The organism is Sedimentitalea sp. (assembly GCF_039973035.1).
GTDB lineage: Bacteria > Pseudomonadota > Alphaproteobacteria > Rhodobacterales > Rhodobacteraceae > Sedimentitalea.
The window spans coordinates 1-18436 of the sequence record NZ_JBDWLR010000051.1 but is presented as its reverse complement, the minus strand read 5'-3'; the positions used below and the strand labels follow the sequence as shown (position 1 = coordinate 18436).

General features: G+C 60.2%; 18 protein-coding genes and 1 pseudogene. 7 read left to right on the top strand and 12 right to left on the bottom strand.

Features of this window, described 5'->3' with window-relative positions; genetic code table 11:
- Positions 1–22 precede the first annotated feature (22 nt).
- A complete protein-coding gene (locus tag ABJO75_RS12535; RefSeq protein ID WP_348123894.1) occupies positions 23–895 on the bottom strand; it encodes a LysR family transcriptional regulator in 873 nt (290 codons plus the stop codon).
- A gap of 94 nt (positions 896–989) precedes the next feature.
- On the opposite strand from ABJO75_RS12535, the gene ABJO75_RS12530 reads away from it, so the two are divergent.
- From ABJO75_RS12530 to ABJO75_RS12505, 6 genes are all read left to right on the top strand, one after another.
- A complete protein-coding gene (locus ABJO75_RS12530) occupies positions 990–2441 on the top strand; it encodes an aldehyde dehydrogenase family protein (protein WP_348123892.1) in 1452 nt (483 codons plus the stop codon).
- A complete protein-coding gene (locus ABJO75_RS12525; RefSeq protein ID WP_348123891.1) occupies positions 2438–3451 on the top strand; it encodes a membrane dipeptidase in 1014 nt (337 codons plus the stop codon). The genes ABJO75_RS12530 and ABJO75_RS12525 overlap by 4 nt, the downstream gene beginning before the upstream one ends.
- 37 nt (positions 3452–3488) lie before the next feature.
- Positions 3489–5039, top strand: a complete 1551-nt coding sequence (locus ABJO75_RS12520; RefSeq protein ID WP_348123890.1) for a BCCT family transporter — start codon at positions 3489–3491, stop codon at positions 5037–5039.
- 70 nt (positions 5040–5109) lie between these two features.
- Entirely contained in the window at positions 5110–6786 is a 1677-nt protein-coding gene (locus tag ABJO75_RS12515; protein WP_348123888.1) for a hypothetical protein, read from the top strand.
- Complete coding sequence (locus ABJO75_RS12510) at positions 6783–7490, top strand: DUF3726 domain-containing protein (protein WP_348123887.1); 708 nt, start codon at positions 6783–6785, stop codon at positions 7488–7490. Before ABJO75_RS12515 ends, ABJO75_RS12510 begins: the two co-directional genes overlap by 4 nt.
- A 12-nt stretch (positions 7491–7502) precedes the next feature.
- Entirely contained in the window at positions 7503–7856 is a 354-nt protein-coding gene (locus ABJO75_RS12505; RefSeq protein ID WP_348123886.1) for a RidA family protein, read from the top strand.
- Between the two features lie 41 nt (positions 7857–7897).
- Here the strand turns inward: ABJO75_RS12505 and ABJO75_RS12500 are convergent, their stop codons facing one another.
- The 10 genes from ABJO75_RS12500 to ABJO75_RS12455 all read right to left on the bottom strand — a co-directional run bounded on the left by ABJO75_RS12500 (position 7898) and on the right by ABJO75_RS12455 (position 17894).
- Complete coding sequence (locus ABJO75_RS12500; protein WP_348123885.1) at positions 7898–8695, bottom strand: hypothetical protein; 798 nt, start codon at positions 8693–8695, stop codon at positions 7898–7900.
- Positions 8679–10406 (bottom strand): thiamine pyrophosphate-binding protein, encoded by a 1728-nt coding sequence (locus ABJO75_RS12495; protein WP_348123883.1) that lies wholly within the window; start codon positions 10404–10406, stop codon positions 8679–8681. Before ABJO75_RS12495 ends, ABJO75_RS12500 begins: the two co-directional genes overlap by 17 nt.
- A 12-nt stretch (positions 10407–10418) precedes the next feature.
- Entirely contained in the window at positions 10419–11720 is a 1302-nt protein-coding gene (locus tag ABJO75_RS12490; RefSeq protein WP_348123881.1) for a TRAP transporter large permease, read from the bottom strand.
- The gene (locus ABJO75_RS12485) at positions 11717–12232 is read right to left on the bottom strand and encodes a TRAP transporter small permease (RefSeq protein ID WP_348123879.1); all 516 of its coding nucleotides are present in this window, start codon (positions 12230–12232) and stop codon (positions 11717–11719) included. The genes ABJO75_RS12490 and ABJO75_RS12485 overlap by 4 nt, the downstream gene beginning before the upstream one ends.
- A gap of 54 nt (positions 12233–12286) precedes the next feature.
- Entirely contained in the window at positions 12287–13309 is a 1023-nt protein-coding gene (locus ABJO75_RS12480; RefSeq protein WP_348123877.1) for a DctP family TRAP transporter solute-binding subunit, read from the bottom strand.
- A 43-nt stretch (positions 13310–13352) separates the two neighbouring features.
- On the bottom strand, positions 13353–14339 hold the full coding sequence (locus ABJO75_RS12475; protein ID WP_348123875.1) for an alpha-ketoacid dehydrogenase subunit beta: 987 nt from the start codon (positions 14337–14339) through the stop codon (positions 13353–13355).
- Positions 14339–15334, bottom strand: coding sequence for a thiamine pyrophosphate-dependent dehydrogenase E1 component subunit alpha (locus ABJO75_RS12470; protein WP_348123874.1), 996 nt, complete (start codon positions 15332–15334; stop codon positions 14339–14341). Before ABJO75_RS12470 ends, ABJO75_RS12475 begins: the two co-directional genes overlap by 1 nt.
- Positions 15327–16109: an IclR family transcriptional regulator gene (locus tag ABJO75_RS12465; RefSeq protein WP_348123872.1), complete on the bottom strand. Its 783-nt coding sequence runs from the start codon at positions 16107–16109 to the stop codon at positions 15327–15329. The genes ABJO75_RS12470 and ABJO75_RS12465 overlap by 8 nt, the downstream gene beginning before the upstream one ends.
- A gap of 537 nt (positions 16110–16646) precedes the next feature.
- The gene (locus tag ABJO75_RS12460) at positions 16647–17225 is read right to left on the bottom strand and encodes a hypothetical protein (RefSeq protein ID WP_348123870.1); all 579 of its coding nucleotides are present in this window, start codon (positions 17223–17225) and stop codon (positions 16647–16649) included.
- 54 nt (positions 17226–17279) lie between these two features.
- Positions 17280–17894 carry a hypothetical protein gene (locus ABJO75_RS12455; RefSeq protein WP_348414079.1) on the bottom strand — a complete coding sequence of 205 codons (615 nt, stop codon included), beginning with the start codon at positions 17892–17894 and terminating at the stop codon, positions 17280–17282.
- A gap of 222 nt (positions 17895–18116) precedes the next feature.
- Here ABJO75_RS12455 and ABJO75_RS12450 point away from each other — a divergent pair, with 222 nt between their 5' ends.
- Positions 18117–18350, top strand: a complete 234-nt coding sequence (locus ABJO75_RS12450) for a hypothetical protein (protein WP_348414083.1) — start codon at positions 18117–18119, stop codon at positions 18348–18350.
- Here ABJO75_RS12450 and ABJO75_RS12445 read toward each other — a convergent pair.
- A pseudogene (locus ABJO75_RS12445) lies at positions 18301–18436 on the bottom strand (IS481 family transposase); the annotation flags it as partial. The gene ABJO75_RS12450 and the pseudogene ABJO75_RS12445 overlap by 50 nt on opposite strands.

Below are 18436 nucleotides of genomic sequence, written 5' to 3'. Positions count from 1 at the left end.
CCGACCAACACGGGACCGGATCTCACACCACGAGCCTGTCCCAGAACGCCAAGGCCGCGGGCGTCAGGGTGCGATCCGGGTTTGCGATCTTGAGCAGGGCGCGGCGGACAGGAAAATCTGGTGGGGCAAAAAAGGCAAAGTCGTCGGATTGCCCCTTGATCGCGCTACGAGGCAGAATGGTCGCGCCCAGCCCGCGCCTGACAAATGACATCAGCGCCGTTGTGTTGCGTGCCTCCAGTGTGCAGGTCAAAAGCAACTGTTCGACGCTCGGATGATCGACCATCCGACAAAGTGGGTTCGCGATCAGCGGTTCGAGTTCGAGAAGGCCCCAACCGCGCTGCTCCGCATCACTCTGCGGCGTGTTGGCGATCGCGCCGTCTACGCGGCTGACAATGCCAAGATCATCATACATGATGACGCTGGCGTCGGCGATCCGGTTCTCGCCTGCGGGCGCTGTTACGATCCCGATATCCGCTTCTTCGTACCTGATCCTGCGATGAACAGCCGCTGAATCGACGTCGCTGATTTCCAGTCGCACATCCGGATATTGCGTACGAAACTTCAACACCATTTCAGGGAGCAGCGTCACGGTGGCCGATGGAACGGTCGCGATGCGAACGGTTCCGGCAACCGATTTGCGGTGTCGTTCAATCGCATCAAGGCTGCGGGCAAAGGCATCGGTGGCGCGGTTGCTTTCCTCAAGTACCAGACGCCCCATCGTGGTCAGGCGGTTCTTGCGGTCGGTCTCAAAAAGGGGCGCGCCGATGTGATCTTCGAGCTGGGCCAGCATCATCGACACGGCCGATGGCGTTCGCCCCAACTCTTTCGCCGCACCGCTCAGGTTGCCCTGCTCTGCCACGACCCGGAAGACTCGGAGCATTTCCAGTTTGATCACGTTTTAGATTTCCTGAAATAACATTCAATACTTCCAGATTGATTGAAATCAAGTCGAATGTCTATGGTCGCCTCAACCAAGAAGGGGCGATTCCATGACCAACCGGACCGAAATTTATGTCAATGGAGCCTGGCAGGCGGGCGTTTCGACCATTGAAAACCGCAACCCGTCCGACATCAGCGATGTGATCGGGCTGTATGCGCAAGCCAGCGCAGACCAGCTCGATGCGGCACTCGATGCGGCGCGTCGTGCGCAGCCAATCTGGTGGGCCGCCGGGGTGCAAAAACGCCACGATGTGCTGATGGCGATCGGCACCGAATTGATGGCACGCGCCGAAGAGATCGGGCGCATGCTCGCCCGCGAGGAAGGCAAGCCGCTCGCGGAGGGCAAGGGCGAGGTTTATCGCGCGGGTCAGTTCTTTACCTATTTCGCAGCCGAAGTCCTGCGCCTGCATGGTGATCTCGCCGAAAGCGTGCGCCCCGGTATCGAAATCGACGTGCGCCGCGAGCCTGTGGGCGTGGTGGCGATCATCAGCCCGTGGAACTTTCCCGTGGCGACGCCAGCATGGAAAATCGCGCCTGCACTGGCCTTTGGCAACGCTGTGGTCTGGAAACCGGCAAACGTGACCCCGGCCAGCGCTGTTGCCCTGACCGAGATCATCGCCCGTCAGGACATTCCCAAAGGCCTGTTCAACCTTGTGAGCGGTGCCGGGCGAGAGGTCGGCCAGCGTCTTGTGGAAAGCCGCAATGTCGACGCCATCAGTTTTACCGGGTCGGTCCCCGTCGGTCGCGGTATTGCGGCCTCGGCCGTGACCAATATGACCAAGGTGCAGATGGAAATGGGGTCGAAAAACCCCATGCTGATCATGGACGACGCCGATCTCGATCTGGCGGTCGCCCATGCGGCAGGCTCGGCCTTTGGTGGCACCGGCCAGAAATGCACCGCCGCCAGCCGTTTGATCGTGCACGAGGCGATCCATGATGCCTTTGTCGAGAAACTGGTTGCTGCCGCACAGGCATTGAAGGTTGGCCACGCGCTCGCAGAAGGCACACAGATCGGCCCTGTGGTCAGCGAAAGCCAGCTTGCGCAAAACCTCGACTATGTCGGGATTGGCAAATCCGAAGGCGCCGAACTGCTCTGCGGTGGCGAGCGTCTGGAACGCCCGACCGATGGGTATTACATGGCGCCCGCTGTCTTTGCCGGCACCCGCAACGACATGCGCATCAACCGAGAAGAGATGTTTGCCCCGATCACCTGCGTGATGAAGGCGGCAAGCTATGACGAGGCCCTGTCGATTGCGAACGACACCGAATTCGGCCTGACGGCCGGGATCATGACTGGCTCTCTGGCGCGGGCCAGCCATTTCCGTGCGTCGATGCGCGCGGGCTGCGTGATGGTCAACCTGCCGACAGCGGGTACCGATTACCATGTGCCGTTTGGTGGTCGGGGCTCTTCGTCCTTTGGCCCGCGCGAGCAGGGACGTTACGCAGCCGAGTTCTATACCTCGGTCAAGACCTCTTATGTCGCTGCGGGAACACCGCAATGAGCATGCTGATTGATGGGCTGCAATATGCCAACTGGTCTGAAAAGATCTTTCGGCAGATGCGGGCAGGGGGCGTGGACGCGGTTCACGTCACCATCACCTATCACGAGAACTTTCGCGAAACGGTTCTGCAGATCGAGAAATGGAACCGCTGGTTCGAGCGGTTCCCAGATCTGATCTTTCAGGGCCGGACTGCTGCAGATGTCACCATCGCGCGGGAAACGGGGCGCACGGCGATCTTTTTCGGCGCGCAGAACCCGTCCTGTATCGAGGATGATATCGGTCTGGTCGAGGTGATGCACACGCTCGGCCTGCGGTTCATGCAACTGACCTATAACAATCAATCGCTGCTGGCGACGGGGTGTTACGAAGCGGAAGACATTGGCCTGACGCGCATGGGCAAGGAAGTCGTGCGCGAGATGAACCGTGTCGGGCTGGTCGTGGACATGAGCCATTCGGGCGCCCGTTCGACACTTCAGGCCATCGAACATTCATCGCGCCCCATCGCGATCACACACGCCAACCCGCACAGCTGGCACCCGGCGCTGCGCAACAAGTCCGACGACCTGCTGCGCGTGCTTGGCGAAAGCGGCGGCATGCTGGGGTTCTCGGTCTATCCGCATCACCTGAGGGATGGCAGCGCTTGCACGATACAGAGCTTTGCAGACATGATCGCGGGCACCATCGACCTGATGGGCGAAGACCATGTCGGGATCGGCACCGACCTGTGCCAGGATCAGCCGGACTCCATCGTCGAATGGATGCGAACCGGCCGTTGGAGCAAGACCGTTGATTTTGGCGAAGGCAGCGCGGATGCGCCCGGCTTTCCCGAGATGCCCAGCTGGTTTCACGACAACCGCGATTTCGGGAACATTTCCGACGGCCTGCGAGCCACGGGAATGGGAGACGCGGTGATTTCCAAGATCATGGGCGGCAACTGGCAGACCTTCTTTGAGAAAAGTTTCGGTCCGCAAGGTGCCGAGAACACGGGAAATACCCGCGCATCGGAGTAGCCCGAGCGCGAACGCAATATCGATCAGGGAGGAAACCATGACCGACATACCCGCTACGACGCTTCGGGCCGTATGGCTTGCGAACGTCAACAAACCACTTTTTGCCGCCACTGGTGGCTTTATCATCCTGTTCTGTCTTCTGGCCCTGTTCAGCATCGACACGCTGTCGGCCATGGTGGATTGGGGGTTCAGTTTCTCCGCGACCTATTTCGGCCTCTACTGGCAGGTCCTCTTGCTCTCGACCTTTCTAATTGGTCTGGTCCTCTGCGTGCTGCCGGGCGGCAAGACGGTGATGGGCGGCCTCGCAACTCCGGAGTTTTCCGCGTTCCAGTGGGGCTCGATGATCATGTGCACGTTGCTGGCTGGCGGTGGCGTGTTCTGGGCCGCGGGCGAGCCGATCGCGCACTACCTGTCATCCCCGCCGATTTTTGGTGATCTGAGTGCGGACCCGCAGGCCGGAGCCTATGCCGCGCTGGCGCAAAGCTATCTGCACTGGGGTTTTCTGGCCTGGGCCATCCTTGGGTCGCTGACCACCGTGATGCTGATGCACTACCACTATGACCGGGGACTGCCGCTGGCTCCGCGAACCTTGCTGTACCCGGTGTTAGGAGAACGTGCGATCCATGGTCCGATCGGGCTGATTGCCGACGCCTGCTGTATCATTGCGGTTGTTGCGGGAACCGTCGGCCCAATCGGGTTCCTCGGATTGCAGATGTCCTACGGGCTGAGCGCGCTCTTTGGCATTCCCGACAGCTTTGCAACCCAAACCGTTGTGATCCTGTTTCTGGCGGGCATCTACACGATCTCGGCAATCTCGGGCCTGTCCAAAGGCATCCAGTTGTTGTCACAGGTCAATGTGATCCTCGCCTTTGTGCTGCTCGCCTTCATGCTGATTGCCGGCCCGACGTTCTTTATCTTTGACGGATTTGCGGGCGGTATGGGTGTCTACCTGTCGAACTTCTTTGACATGGCGCTTTATCGTGGCGATGCGGGGCTCTTTGGCGAGCCGGGTTGGCTGGGTTGGTGGACCGTGTTCTTCTGGGGCTGGTTCATGGGCTATGGTCCGCTGATGGCAATATTCATTGCGCGGGTCAGCCGTGGTCGTTCGATCCGCTCGATCATCATCATGCTGTCGCTGCTTGCCCCGATCGTGACGAATTTCTGGTTCACCATCATCGGAGGTTCCGGGATTGCATTCGAGCAGTTGGCCGCAGGTACGATTTCAGGGCCTTTCGAAGGCTTTAACCTGCCCGCCGGGTTGCTGGCGATCACTCAGGCGATGCCGATGGGCTTCCTGCTGTCGGTGCTGTTTCTGGTTCTGACGCTGATCTTTGTGGCCACTACCAGCGACTCGATGAGCTATGTTATCGCCACATCTATGTCATCGGGCGAACCGTCTGCACCGCTGCGCAGCTTTTGGGGGATCACGATGGGTATTATGGCGCTGATCCTGATCTCGACAGGTGCTGGCGGTATCGGCAAGCTGCAGAGCTTTATCGTGATCACGGCGGTGCCGGTGTCATTGATACTGCTGCCATCGCTTTGGGATGCTTTGCGCATCACCCTGGCTTTGGGCCGCAAGTCGTGACCTTGGCGCGCTGGCGAGTGTCGTCGTCCGCGCCCGCTCTTTCGATCCCGTCAACCGGAAGGCTCAATCAATGATCGGCGCCACCTTAAATCCGAATTCAGAGACCGCAAAATACCGCCGCAGTCCGGCCGAGGTCATGACCCTCGCGCGGATGGGCAGCGCCCACCCGACACGGCTGTCGTTCCTGCGCCACTTGTTGCGTCGCATGACCGGGGGAGACTGGCGATTTGAACGGTCGGTCTGGCAGATCGACGCCAAGGGGGTTGGCCGCGCGGTCTATCGTGCCATTAGTCCTGTCCGCACCTACAGTCTTGTGGCGTTTGCCCATGACCTGCCGCCAGACATGCGATCGGACCGGGTTATCGCAACGGCGTGGGACGCGACATTCACCTTGTTTGATGGCACACCGGATGACGTCGATCTTGAACGACTCGCCGCCAATGTCCCGCTGCAAGAGGCTGGTCGCATCAGTCAGCGGGAACTGTCGCTGAGCCGGGCAAACCGGTCGGTTCGTCTGTTCTCGCATGTCGTCGACTGTCTTGCTGTGGGCCGTCAGCCCGACTTGGTCGAGATTGATGCCGTCGGCTATCTGATGCGAACCACGGCGGTCTACGGATCGGGGAAATTCGGGGCGTCCGACTATGCGCGGATTGCCGGTCGCGCGGAACTGTCGATTCCGTTTCAGGCCGAGATGCTGTCGGTCTGGCTGACCCGTCAGTTTACCATCGACATTGTTGAGCACATGGCAATGGTCAAGGGCGGCGACAGCGCCGTTGCGTTGGACCCCGCAATCAAACAGGCGTTGGGTGTCGGCAATTCCACAGGTCTGGGTATGGCGCCATATCTGGTGCGTCATCCCGTGCTTTTGAACAATTGGACGATGGCACGTGAAGAGGCGCTGGCTCGTGTTCGCGCTCAGCCTGTTGCCACCCCCGATGCGGTTGCGGGGATGAATGCCGCGATTCAGGCTGCCTGCGAGAACGCCGCCCATTGGCGTTCGGAGCATCCGATTCAGGTCACAAAGCTGGATGCGTTGCGGGCAGATCTGCGGGCTGTCGCCGGGTATCTTGTGGACTGGCGTGTTACCGACGACCATCCATGGGATGCGCTGTGGACCTGGGGGGAAACGGCCCTTTCGCCCGAAGGGCAGGAGGCGTTGCTTGCCGCAATGCTTGAGCCGCATGGCGACCTTGTGGACGATTTATGCGGTGGCATGAGCGTCGATGAAACGGTCAGTTTTACCATCAACGGGGCGATGCGCGTCGGCACGCTGCGGCAGGTTCTCAAAGACCGCTATGATTGGGCGCTTAAGATCGATTTTGCCGATCCGGCCAATTGCGCGCGGTTCTGGTATGTCTCCGAAGAAAAGCTGGAACCGCGCCTTGGCAACCGGGACAGCGAATTTGGACAGGACTTGGAGCAACCGCTCTGCACCGGGCGTCTGGCGCGGGAACTGTTTGACGCTTTGGGCGAGTGGGGCAATGACCAGCCCGTCGCGGAATTTTTGCTCGCCAATCCCGACCAGCGCTACATGACGCGCCGTGCACAACGTTGCGCAGAAAACCCATACAGTGAGGTGCGCGACAATCTGATCGCCGATTGCACGCTTCCGATTGACCTGATGCGATGCAAGCTGGCGTTCTTTGGAGCCAGCCGGTTTGATCCGAGATCGGACAAATGGGTGCGCATCAGCCTGTTTCAGGATCAGGTCTATCCCAGCGATTTGAACTGGAGAGTTGTGCAATGACACCTGCGCCGAATGACCCGACCATGTCCGGAACCCCAGTGGAGACTGTCGCGGGCGGTACGCTCTCCCGCTCTGAGATCGAGGCGCTCTCGCTCAAGGCTGCGCGGGGTGCCGGGTTGAGTTGGGGCATGGCCGAGGAAGCCGGGTATGCCGCAACGTGGCTTGAAGCGCGTGGGCTTGATGGCGCATCCACGCTGCTGGCTTTGCTCGACCTTTGTGGCGGCGGCGATCTCGCGTCTTTGGCACCCGATATCGATGGCCGTATCTGGCGGGCAAAGGGGATTCATCTCTGCCCCTTGGCCGTTGGGACCGCGCTTTCGGATCTCCGAGGGCTTGAACCGGCGGACATCACGGCGGGGCCACTTTCCATCGCTAACGTGGCGCATACTTTGCTGTTGCTGCCGTTTGTCCATGCGCTCGCGGAGGCCAGCGGAACTGCCGTGCATCTGACATCGGCAGGCGGCACCTGTGCCGTAGGCCCCAATGGTGCGGTGTGCGGAGACGTTGCCGCCTGTTCGGTACGCGGCGATCTGATCCTGTCGATCGATGGTGACCCCACGAATCCGATCACCCCGCCCAAGACCCCCTGCCTGATCGACAAGGAAACGCTTCGTCGCCTGCAGGATTATGCAATGCGCACCACTGTGCCGGCGTCGGATGCGTCACGCGCAGGGGCCGGTGCATCCACAACGGATAACGACTGAATGGAGACTGAAATGACTGTTACACGCCTCGCCCCCGGCCCCCGCATGAGTGCGGCGGCACAGATCGGCGACATCATCTTTCTAGCCGGACAGGTGCCAGACAACCTCACCGCAGATGTGGCCACCCAGACCCGACAGGTCTTGGCCAACATTGACCGAGTGCTTGACGAATTGGGGTGCACCAAGGCCGATCTTGCATCGGTTCAGGTCTGGCTAAATGACATTGGCGATATCGGTACGATGAACGCGGTGTGGGACGCGTGGGTCGACCGCGGCAACCCACCGGCGCGTGCCACCGGCGGCGTGCGTCTGGCGCGCGCTGGCATGGCCGTCGAAATGATCGCAATTGCGCAGGCGAGAAAGTAGACGCCGAACAGGTACGGGCATGCCTTGCGGTGCGGTTATGATTATCCCGCAAGGGCCAGCGCGATCAAATCTCGCGCTGGCATCCCAACCTTGGCACCAGTTGCGGCAGCGGAGTCATTCACAGCTGAAATGACCCCGTCCTGCCACGTAGACTGGGCCTCTCCGATCCGCGCTGAGTTGGCTGCAACGGTCGCGGCGGCAATACCACGATCCTGCAGGACCGGCAGGCGCGTGGTGGCCGCCCCGCCTGCATCATTGAACAAGGCGAGATAGCCCTGCGCCTTGAGGGCATTGGCAGGATCGGTGCCAAACAAGGCCCCGTGCGAGCCAGTGACGATGACTTGGCCAGCGTCATCAGGTGTTACCAAACTGGCAGAATCGACCAGGATCAACCGGCGCTTGGTCTTTTCCGGGGTTGTCTCAGTCCGTCCTTCCCGAACCTCGGGGCAGGCGCCCGTCGGCATCACCGCAGCCTGCAAACATGCGGTTGCCGCTTTACACGACATACCAGCAACGACGCCGAGCGCGGCAGCGGGCCCGTTGGCATGGGAAATGATACCATGCTCCAATATCTGCGCCGCCTGTCCGATGGCAGCGCTGGCGTGATCGACCGCTGCAGCGGCCATTCCCTGAGCGGCCAACCAGTCGAGCCCTCCGATCCCGGCGCGATCCAGCCCGACACCTGCGTCGTGAAAGATTGCCGCGCGAACACCGGCCTCGCGGGCGAGAAAGGCGGCAAAGATCCCGCCATGCGAACCGGTGACAACGACCCGGCCCGCACAATCGGGGCCGGGCTTTGAAATGCTGTCCGCCAGTAGCGCATCAGGCAATCCGGTCACCCTTCTTCACCTTAACCGCGCGGCTGTCGGCGGCTGGCAGCATTTTGCCCGCGTCGCGTGTCACGACCACGTCCAGAACAGTGGGGCGCCCGGTTTCGGCCAAGGCCTGTTGCAAAGCGCCAGCAAGGGCATCGGGTGTTTCGACGCGCAGCCCAAGACAGCCCATCGCATCGGCGACTTTGGCATAGTTGGTTTCTTCGAGATCCGAGGATTGGTAGTTGCCTTCGCCATACATCAGGTGCTGCAATGCCTTGACGTATCCTGAGGCGGCGTTGTTCACGACGATGATCGTTGGGGCGATACCCAGCCGACGGGCGGTTTCGATCTCGCCCAACACCATGTTGAACCCGCCATCCCCGGTGATCGCCACCACGGCGCGATCAGGTGCCGCCATGCAGGCGCCGATTGCACCGGGCAGACCATACCCGATCGAGGCAAAGCCCCGGTCCGGCACGAACCCGCGTCCGGCTTGGCGACTGTCATACATCAAGCCGCCCCAATGCGCGGCAAAGCCACCATCGGCGATCAGGATGGCGTCGTCTGGCAGGTGTTGATTCAACTCGCCTAGCATCCGGCCCATGGCGACCGGCACCTCTTCGCTTTCAAGCCGGGGGCGGGCCATCTCACGCCATTCATCCATGCGGGTCACGACGCTGTCGCACCATGTCTTGCGCGCAGCAGGCGGTGTTTGGCCGTTCAAGGCATCGGCCAGATCACGGAGCCCTTCGCGCGCGTCGCCCCAGAGCGGCAGTTCGGGGGCATAGGTGCGCCCGATTTCTTCAGCCACGCAATCCAGATGGATCACGGTCTTGCCGGGCGCTGGAACCGTATAGCGCTTGGTAGCGATCTCACCCAGCTTGCAGCCAACGACCAACAGGCAATCGCTTTCTTCGATCAGGCCGTTGGCGATGCGGTCATAGCGTCCGAACAGACCCGCAGAGAGCGGGCTGGTGCAGGGGATCGCGCCCTTACCGCTCATCGTGTGGGCAACCGGGATCTGCGCGGCTTCGGCCAGTTGGGTCAGGACCTCGGCAGCTTGCGAAATATGTACGCCACCGCCTGCAAGGATCAGCGGGCGTTCTGCAGCGGCCAGCATCGCGGCAGCCTTTGCCAGTGCTTCGGCCTCGGGACGACAGCGCAACGCAGGGGCGGATTGATAGCGCGGATCGCAGACAAAATCCGCGTCAACGAACCCGTAGGTGCCGTGACAGACATCCTCGGGCACGATCAGAACGACGGGCCCGGGTCTGCCTGTTGTCGCAACCTGAAAGGCGCGGCGCAGCAATTCGGGGATACGGCGCACCGCCTCGACGCGGATCACTTCTTTGGAGGCAGGGCGCAGGATATCGGCCTGATTGGTTTCCTGCGTCATGTTTTTCCAGCTGTGGTCGCGGTGCGTATCGCCGACGATGGCCACGATGGGCGATCCGGCGTTCAGCGCCTCAACCAGCCCTGTCACAAGGTTGGTGGCTCCGGGCCCAAGTGTGGCATCGACCAAGCCCACGCGCCCGGACACCTTGGCATAGGCGTCGGCGGCAAAGGTGCCGCAGCGCTCATCATTGATCAGGTGGTGGTTCAGCCTCAACCGCCGCGCCGCGTCATAAAACGGCAGCAACTGGAACCCACCCATACCAAAGATTGGGCCAGCGTCGTGGGCCAGAAGGGTGCGGGCGAGGGCTTCGCCCCCGGTCATTTCGTTTGTATCTGTCATATGGTCCTCGGATCAGGTGATGCGATAGCCCAGCATGCGGGGCAGCCAGAGCGCGATTTCAGGAAAGATGATGATGAGTGCCAGCGCCACGGCCATAGCCAGCAACAGCCAGCCGACCCAGCGGAAGGTGGATTCAAGCGGTACGCCGGCGATCTTGGCGGTAACCATCAGGTTGACCGCCACTGGCGGGGTAAACTGGCCCATGGCGATATTGATGGCCAGAACGACGCCGAACCAGACATAGGACCATTCAAAGGCCTCGATGATTGGCACCAGCAACGGCAGCGTGATCAGATAGATCGACACCCCGTCCAGCACCATGCCTGCCAGCAGCATCACGGTCATGACCAGAAACAGGATGACCCACTGGTTGTCGCTGACGCTGAGCAGCAGGTCGGCGGTTGCCGAGAATGCGCCCATGGTCGACCCGGCCCAGGCGAAAAGCCCGGCAAGCGACAGGATCAGCATCAGGACACCAGAAATCTTGGCGCTTTCAGCCAGCACGTTATAGACATCGCGCCAGCCCATGGTGCGATAGAGGACGGTGCCGACGAAGAGGCCATAGAACACGGCGACCACGGCGGTTTCCGTCGGAGTGAACAGGCCCGAGCGCAGTCCGCCAAGAATGATGACCGGGGCCATCAGGCCGGGCAGGGCGCGGCGCAGGCTGGGCCAGAAGGGTGGCCGTTCAGGCTGTTCATCGGCCCCGAAATCGTGACGTCTGCTCAGGATCAGGGTGGGAACGGCGATGGCGAGGCCCAACAACAGGCCCGGGATCATCCCGGCGGCAAACAGCGCACGCAGGTCCATGCCCGGTATGATGACGGAATAGACGATCATCGCGATAGAGGGCGGGATCAGGATGGCAGTTGAGGCGCTGGCGGCGATGACGCTGGCGGTGAACGGCCGGGGATAACCGGCCTTGACCATTGACGGCAGCATCACGGTGGCAACTGCGGCAGCGTCGGCGGGGCCGGATCCGGACATCCCGCCCATGATCATGCAGACCAATATTGCAACCAGTGCCAGACCACCCCGGCGTGGCCCGATCAGTGATTGCGCGAATTCAACCAGCCGCGCAGCAACGCCCGACCGTTCGAACATGGCGCCGGTCAGGATGAACAGCGGAATTGCGATCAGCGGATACTTGGCGACCGCCGCATAAGTATTGGGGCCGATCATGCCAAGCGCGGTCAGGTCCAGTCCGAGCCAAACACCGATTGCACCGCCCAATCCGAGGGCCACGGCGATCGGGGTGCCGATTATCATCAGCCCGATAAAGACCGCCAGCAGGAGAATATTGGCAAGTATCATGCTGTGCGCGCCTTGCGGAACATAGCCCAGGCGCGGCCCAAGACCCGCATCAGAATGGCAATGCAGAGGATCGGCATCCAGATGGTGTAGATCCACGAGGGATTACCGAGACCCGGTGTGGTTTCCTCCCATTTCCATTCGGAATAGGTGACGCGCGCACCGTAATAGATGATCAGGGAAAACATCAGCGTGGTGGCCAGCAAGGTGATCACCTCGCAGAGGCGCTGCCACAGGGGCGGCAGGCGGTCGAGAAAGAACGTGATGCGTATGTGTTCGTTCCCGGCAAAGGCTGCCGAGGCCCCTACGAAGGTCATGAAGACCAGCAGAAAGACCGAGTATTCTTCGGTAAAGGCAAAGGATACGTTGGTCGCATACCGCGCGATCACGTTGGCAAAGGAGATCAGGCAGATCAACGCCATCGCCGCCGCGCCTAGGGCTTCTTCGATCCGGACCGGCACGATAGTGTGATCGGTTCCCGTATCGGTGTTAGGTTTCAGTTCAGGCTGATCCACGCCGCATTTCCCTTTTGGTGGCCGGGCCCTGCCGGGCCCGGCAGTCGTTTGATATTAGCGGTTGGCGATGGATTGTTCGGCCATGTCGACCAGATCAGGTCCGATCTTTTCTTTCCAAGAGTCGTAAACCGGGCGCGTCACATCGACAAAAGCCTGACGTTCTTCGTCGGTCAGGGTGATGACTTCGACGCCGTGGCCTTTGATCTCTTCGATGACACTTTGATCGCCATCGGTCAGGCCCTTGCGCGCGACGTCGATCCCAAAGGCACCCGCGTCAACGGCGGCCTGCCGCAGGATGTCTTGATCTTCCGGAGTGAAGCTCTCCCAGACCTCGGGGTTCACCACAAAGATCAGCGGATCGGCCACATAACCCCACAGGGTCACGTTGGTCTGGCCCAGTTCATGCATGTTCAGGACGGTATAGATCGTCAGCGGATTTTCCTGTCCGTCAACGGCACCGGTTGTCAGGGCAGGCTGTGCATCGGCCCAGCTCATCTGCGTCGGGTTTGCTCCCATCGCGGTGAACATGTCGTTGTAGATCGGGGAACCGACGACGCGCAGCTTCAGACCTTTCATATCCTCAGGCGTGCGGATTGCAGTTTTCGAGTTTGTCACCTCGCGGAAGCCGTTTTCGGCCCATGCCAGCGGAACAGCGCCCTTGGACTCGATGATCTCGAAAATCTTCTCGCCGACCGGCCCTTGGGTCAGCGAATCCAGAGCCGCATAGTCTGGCATCAGGAACGGCAGGCTGAACAGGTTCAGTTCGGTGATCTGCGGCGACCAGTTGATGGTCGAGCCAACCGCCATGTCGATCACGCCTTGACGGATCGCCGTGAACTCGCGGGTCTGGTCACCCTGCACCAACTGCACGCCGGGATAGACCTTGAGATTGATGCGCCCCTCTGTGCGCTCGGCGGTCAGCTCGGCCCATTTCTCTGCGGCAATGCCCCATGGAAACGGCGCCGGCACAACGGTCGAGACGCGGTATTCGGGTTTATAGTCCTGCGCCATTGCGGCACCGAGACCCAGCGTGGCGACCGCCGCACCTGCGGTGATCATGGTCTTGAGTAGTTTCATTCTTGGTCCTCCCTTATCGTCGTGATGGCGGCGAACCGCCGGTTCAATCCGCCGGGCAAGGCGCGACAAGGCCCTGCACAGCGTCAATGATGGCATCGTCACTGACCCGCGCGCGATCCTCCAGCGCGGGGGCATAAGCAACTGGAATCCGTGGCGCGCCCAGCCGGCGCACGGGGGCCTTGAGGTCGTGATGCAGTGCCTCGGCCACGCTGGCGGCGATTTCCGCGCCAAAACCAGAAACGCTGACCGCCTCTTGCACCACCAGCAAGCGGCCGGTGCGTTTGACTGAGTCAAAGACCGTCTCACGATCCCAGGGCCAGAGCGTGCGTAAATCCACGACTTCGGCCTCGATCCCTTGCGTTGCAAGCGTTTCTGCGGCGCGCAGGCATCCGTGACGCATGCCCGACCAGGTGACGATGGTCACCGCATCCCCGGCCCGCGCGATGTCGGCCTTGCCAAGCGGCACCAGATGCTCGCCATCCGGCAATTCGCCTTCCAGCGCCCACAGGTTCTTGTGTTCGAGATAGACCACCGGATCATCATTGCGGATCGCGGATTTCATCAGCCCCAAATTATCGGCTGGCGTCGCGGGGGCGACCACCACCAGACCGGGAATATGCGTGTACCAGGATTCCAGCGATTGCGAATGCTGGGCCGCCGAAGACCGCCACATGCCGATGGGTTCGCGTACCACCATCGGCACTCGCATCTGTCCGCCGAACATGAAACGGGCTTTGGCCGCCTGATTGACCAATTCGTCAACCGCGCAGAGGGCAAAGTCCGAGAACCGCATTTCGACGATTGGCCGTGTGCCTGTCATTGCCGCACCAACAGCGGCCCCCATGATGCAGGCCTCGGAGATCGGTGTATCGGCGATCCGGTCGGCTCCGAACATTTCTTGCAGGCCTCGGTATTGACCGAAAACACCGCCGCGGCCCAAATCCTCGCCCAGTGCCCAGACGGATTTGTCGCGTTCCATCTCTTCGATCACGGCCCGGCGGCCAGCGTTCAGGTAGGTATCAATTGCCATCAGAATGCCCTCTCGCGTGGATCGCCCATATCCTGAACATCGGTGAACGCGGCCAATGGGTCCGGCCAATCGGTCGCTTGCGCCTGCGCGGCGATGCCGTCCATTTCCTGCACGGCCCGCTCGTGGACCTCTTGTAGCTCGGCCTTGTCCATACCGGCCAATGCCAGCGCCGTGCCCAATCGATTGATGGGACAGTTGCCGCGTTGCGCCTCGACCTCTTCCGCCGGGCGATAGGTTGCGGGATCGACAGCGGTGTGGCCGGTGATCCGGTAGGTGCGGCAATGCAGCAGCATGGGCCCTTTGCCGGCCCGAATGTCGGCGATTGCGGTGCGGGCGGCGGCGTCCACGGCCAGCACGTCATTGCCATCGACTTCGACCGCCGGAATGCCAAGGCTTTCGGCGCGTGCAGACGCTCCGGCACCGCCGGTCATGTCGTGAGTGCGGGTGGTCGCCGAGAACCCGTTGTCTTCGCAGACGAACATCACCGGCAGATCAAACACACGTGCCCAATTCAAACCTTCCAGGAACGGACCCCGATTAATCGCGCCGTCGCCAAAAATGCAGGCGACGATCTGGTTGGATCCTTGCAGCTTAAGCCCATGCGCCGCGCCGGTTGCGATCGGAATGTTTGCGCCAACGACCCCGTTCGCACCCAGCATCCCGACGCCAAAGTCAGCGATATGCATCGATCCGCCTTTGCCGCCGCAAGTTCCACCCGCGCGGCCAAACAGCTCGCGCATCATTGCCAGCGGGTCGGCACCTTTTGCCAGCGTGTGACCATGGCCGCGATGGGTCGACAGCATCAGGTCGGCGGGTTGCAGGTTGCCACAGACACCTGCCGCAACCGCCTCTTGTCCGATTGACGGGTGAATTGCGCCCAACACAAGCCCGTCCTTTTGCGCGGCAATCGCGGCCTCTTCAAAGGCACGGATGCGATGCATCAGAGCCAGCACCGCAGCAAATCGCTCGCGATCAAGGTTATGTGCGTTATCCATCGGCACGTGTCGTCCTTTCGGTCTGTTCGGTATTTCGTTGCCCGAGGGCGCGCGATTCGGCCTGCAACAACGCCACCAGTTCGGCGCGGCGCGGTCCCTCCATGCGTTCGCGAATGGCGGCAATGGAAAGCGCGGCAATCACCCGGCCTGAAGGGTCCAGAACCGGCACGCCGACAGCGTTCATCGCATTGACGATTTGCCCGTCGTTAAAGGAATATCCGTCGCGGCGTGTCGCTGTAATCATTTCTCTGAGGGCTGCGTTTCCAAAGCGCTCAAAGCTCGCGCGCTCTGTTGCGCTGGTCGCCAAAACACGGTCGATTTCTTCGTCCGGTTCAAACGCCAACAATGCCAGTGACCCGGCGCCCACGCCGAGCGGGCGGCGGTCACCAATGGACAGAGTCAGCGAGCGGATGGGATAGGGGCCGGTGCGCCGGTCGGAACAGAGGGCCTGATCGCTGTCGCGGACCGACAGGAAAACGGTATCGCCCGTCGTTTTGGCCAGACGGTCCAACGCCGTTCGCGCCTGATCCAACACATGAAACCGGCGGGCCGACAGGCCAAGCGCAAACAGGCCATAGCCAAGGCGATAACGCTTGGCATTGTCGTCGTATTCAACATAGCCAACTTCGCCGAGTGCCCCGAGCAGCCGCAGAGTCGTGCTTTTGCCCAGCTCCGTCGCCTCGGCGACATCGGACAGTCGCAGACCGCCTGAGTCCCCGTCGGACAACACGCGCAGGACCGTAGCGGCCCGGTCAATGGTTTGCATTGCTGGCATTTTGCGTTCCAGATCCCTCGTGGTCCCGCCGGACCTGCTCCTTCAAAAGTTCCATAGAGTGAAACTTTTCCCTCCACTTAATGGGACAATATTTCGCGGCGCATGACAAGAGCTTCTTTCGCAGAATGCGTGCCGACCATGACCAACAGCTGTGAAATGTAGCATAACACTCACAATTTTATGCGCTAAGTTGTTGATTTTAAACATCTCGGCGGATCTTCAATCAAACGAGGGTAGCATCGGCTTCACCGGAAGGAACCGTCGGATTCCCCAAATTACGTCATTTTAGCCGTTTTGGCATCGATAGGCGCAGATTCGGGCGCCGTCCGGGCTTCTGGCCTCGCAGCAACCTTCTCGGCTGATACCTGCAACAAATTGTCGGACTGCACGTCGATATCGGCGCGCAAGTAAACCCTCGTGCCGAGCCACTCCGGATCGATCACCGGCTCAACCCCGTTCTCCTCAACGACCGTTCTTGCTATGCGGTTGTGAATACCGAATGACCTACCGACAAGCCCGAGAGTTGTATACCGTTCTTTAAAGCGCTCGATCGTCAGCCGACGAAACATATGCTTTGCCGGGAAGGTCGCGAGTTATTTTGGCGTGAGCAGCGACCAGCCAGGGCCCGCCCCTTTGCTCAGAGACCAAGCGTTTCACTGCACCCAGATTGGTGCCAAGGATCCGCGCCACGACCGTAAGACGGTGCAAATCAATTCCACGCGAAACAGCTACCAACAGTCGGATTTCAGAAAGGCTAAACCGTAGATGGTCGAGCCGCTTGATACCGTTCAAGAGACCCGTTTCTTTCAATTTCCCTGCCACCTGCCACCCAATGATTTCAGCGGTTGAAGAACGGCCACGCGCCGCATGCGTCAGATCAACGAAACCGTCGGATTCATCTGCACTAATCTGCGTGCCAACGCAGACGCCGTCGAGAAAAACGGATAGATCGTCGAGATTGAAATCACCACAGGTCAGGCCGACTTCCCCTTCCGTCATGGGAACAACAGAAGAAATCAAACCGCTGTGCACCAGCTGTTCAGCGTGGGTCTTGCTGCATCCGAGGACACCTTGAATGCGATTTTGCGGAATGGAATTCTGAATTTTAGCGATCATCGTCTCCGCTTCTTGGGCCGGAAACACGCGTTGGTTCAACGCTGCATCAATGTCCTAATCAAGTAACATCTGAGCTTTACGCATGATCCGGTAAAGCCGATACCGGGTCAGGCCTGTCGCGTTAGTCAGGGAGTTGACAGAATGCACCTTTCTCCGACCAACAATCTCCTCAAGCACCATTTCGCCTGGACCAATTGAGAAGTTTTCGATGATTGCCTCCCGCACCACGTTGCGGATGGGTCCATCATCTCCACTTCTTTCCGACTTCTTCAGCCGGTTAAAGAGCTGTCCGAACGCGGCTTGCGGGCCGGTGCGACCACTACGGCACCCAGCATCAAGCCTTACTTTTGAAAGTGCATCCCTTATTGCGGTGGGACAGAGAGAGCAGATATCAAAGCCGACGCTTCCGACAAGAGCCCAATCTACTTCCGTATACGACTTGATGTCAGCTGTGGGACCACCTGTCACAAGACTGCCAACCATTTCACAGGCCCTTACACCTTGGGCAAGGTCTTGCCGGTTAAGCCAAGGATTATCCCTCTCATGGCCGTTTAGACGGGACAGCACGTATCGCTGCAGTGATCCTGGTGAGAGAGGCCCTAGATTTTCTTGTGGAGCAAGGTCGAGATGATTTTGCGCAAAGAGTTTCTGCAGGTCGAATGCGTTCACCGGGTCTTTCGTTGCCACCGTGACAACAGCGATATTGTGGTCGGGACATGCAACCACAGGCTTTAGAAGCTAACTCCATCGAAAGCGCCAACCGGCTCTTCCCAAGGCAGGAGCCTTATCCTCATCCGCAATCAGGCAGCGTGGGCAAAATCTAACAGAAACCCGTCTGACCATTGGCAATCCAAGAAGCGCGCCCTGCAACCTCAACATGTCGCCTGTATCTTGCTGAATGATGTTGGGTTTAAGACGGAACGAACTCTCACCAGATATGGCAGCGATGACTTCGATGCATTAGCTATTCCCCTTCCGAAAATCGGCACGAGCAAGATCAAAGAAGCGGCAAAACCGTCCAGCATCCGCGCCAGTCTGGAAATGACCGATGCGCGCAAAATACCCTTGGGTAACTGTCACATCCCGGACGATAGTATGGCTGTTTCTCAAACAATTCCGGCTTGAGTTTGTGCCAGTCCTTCATGGCTTGCAAGGGCGTTTTGCTGCCTAATGCTGACTGCGGAAGCTGCTGGTTGTAAAGCCAAACGTAG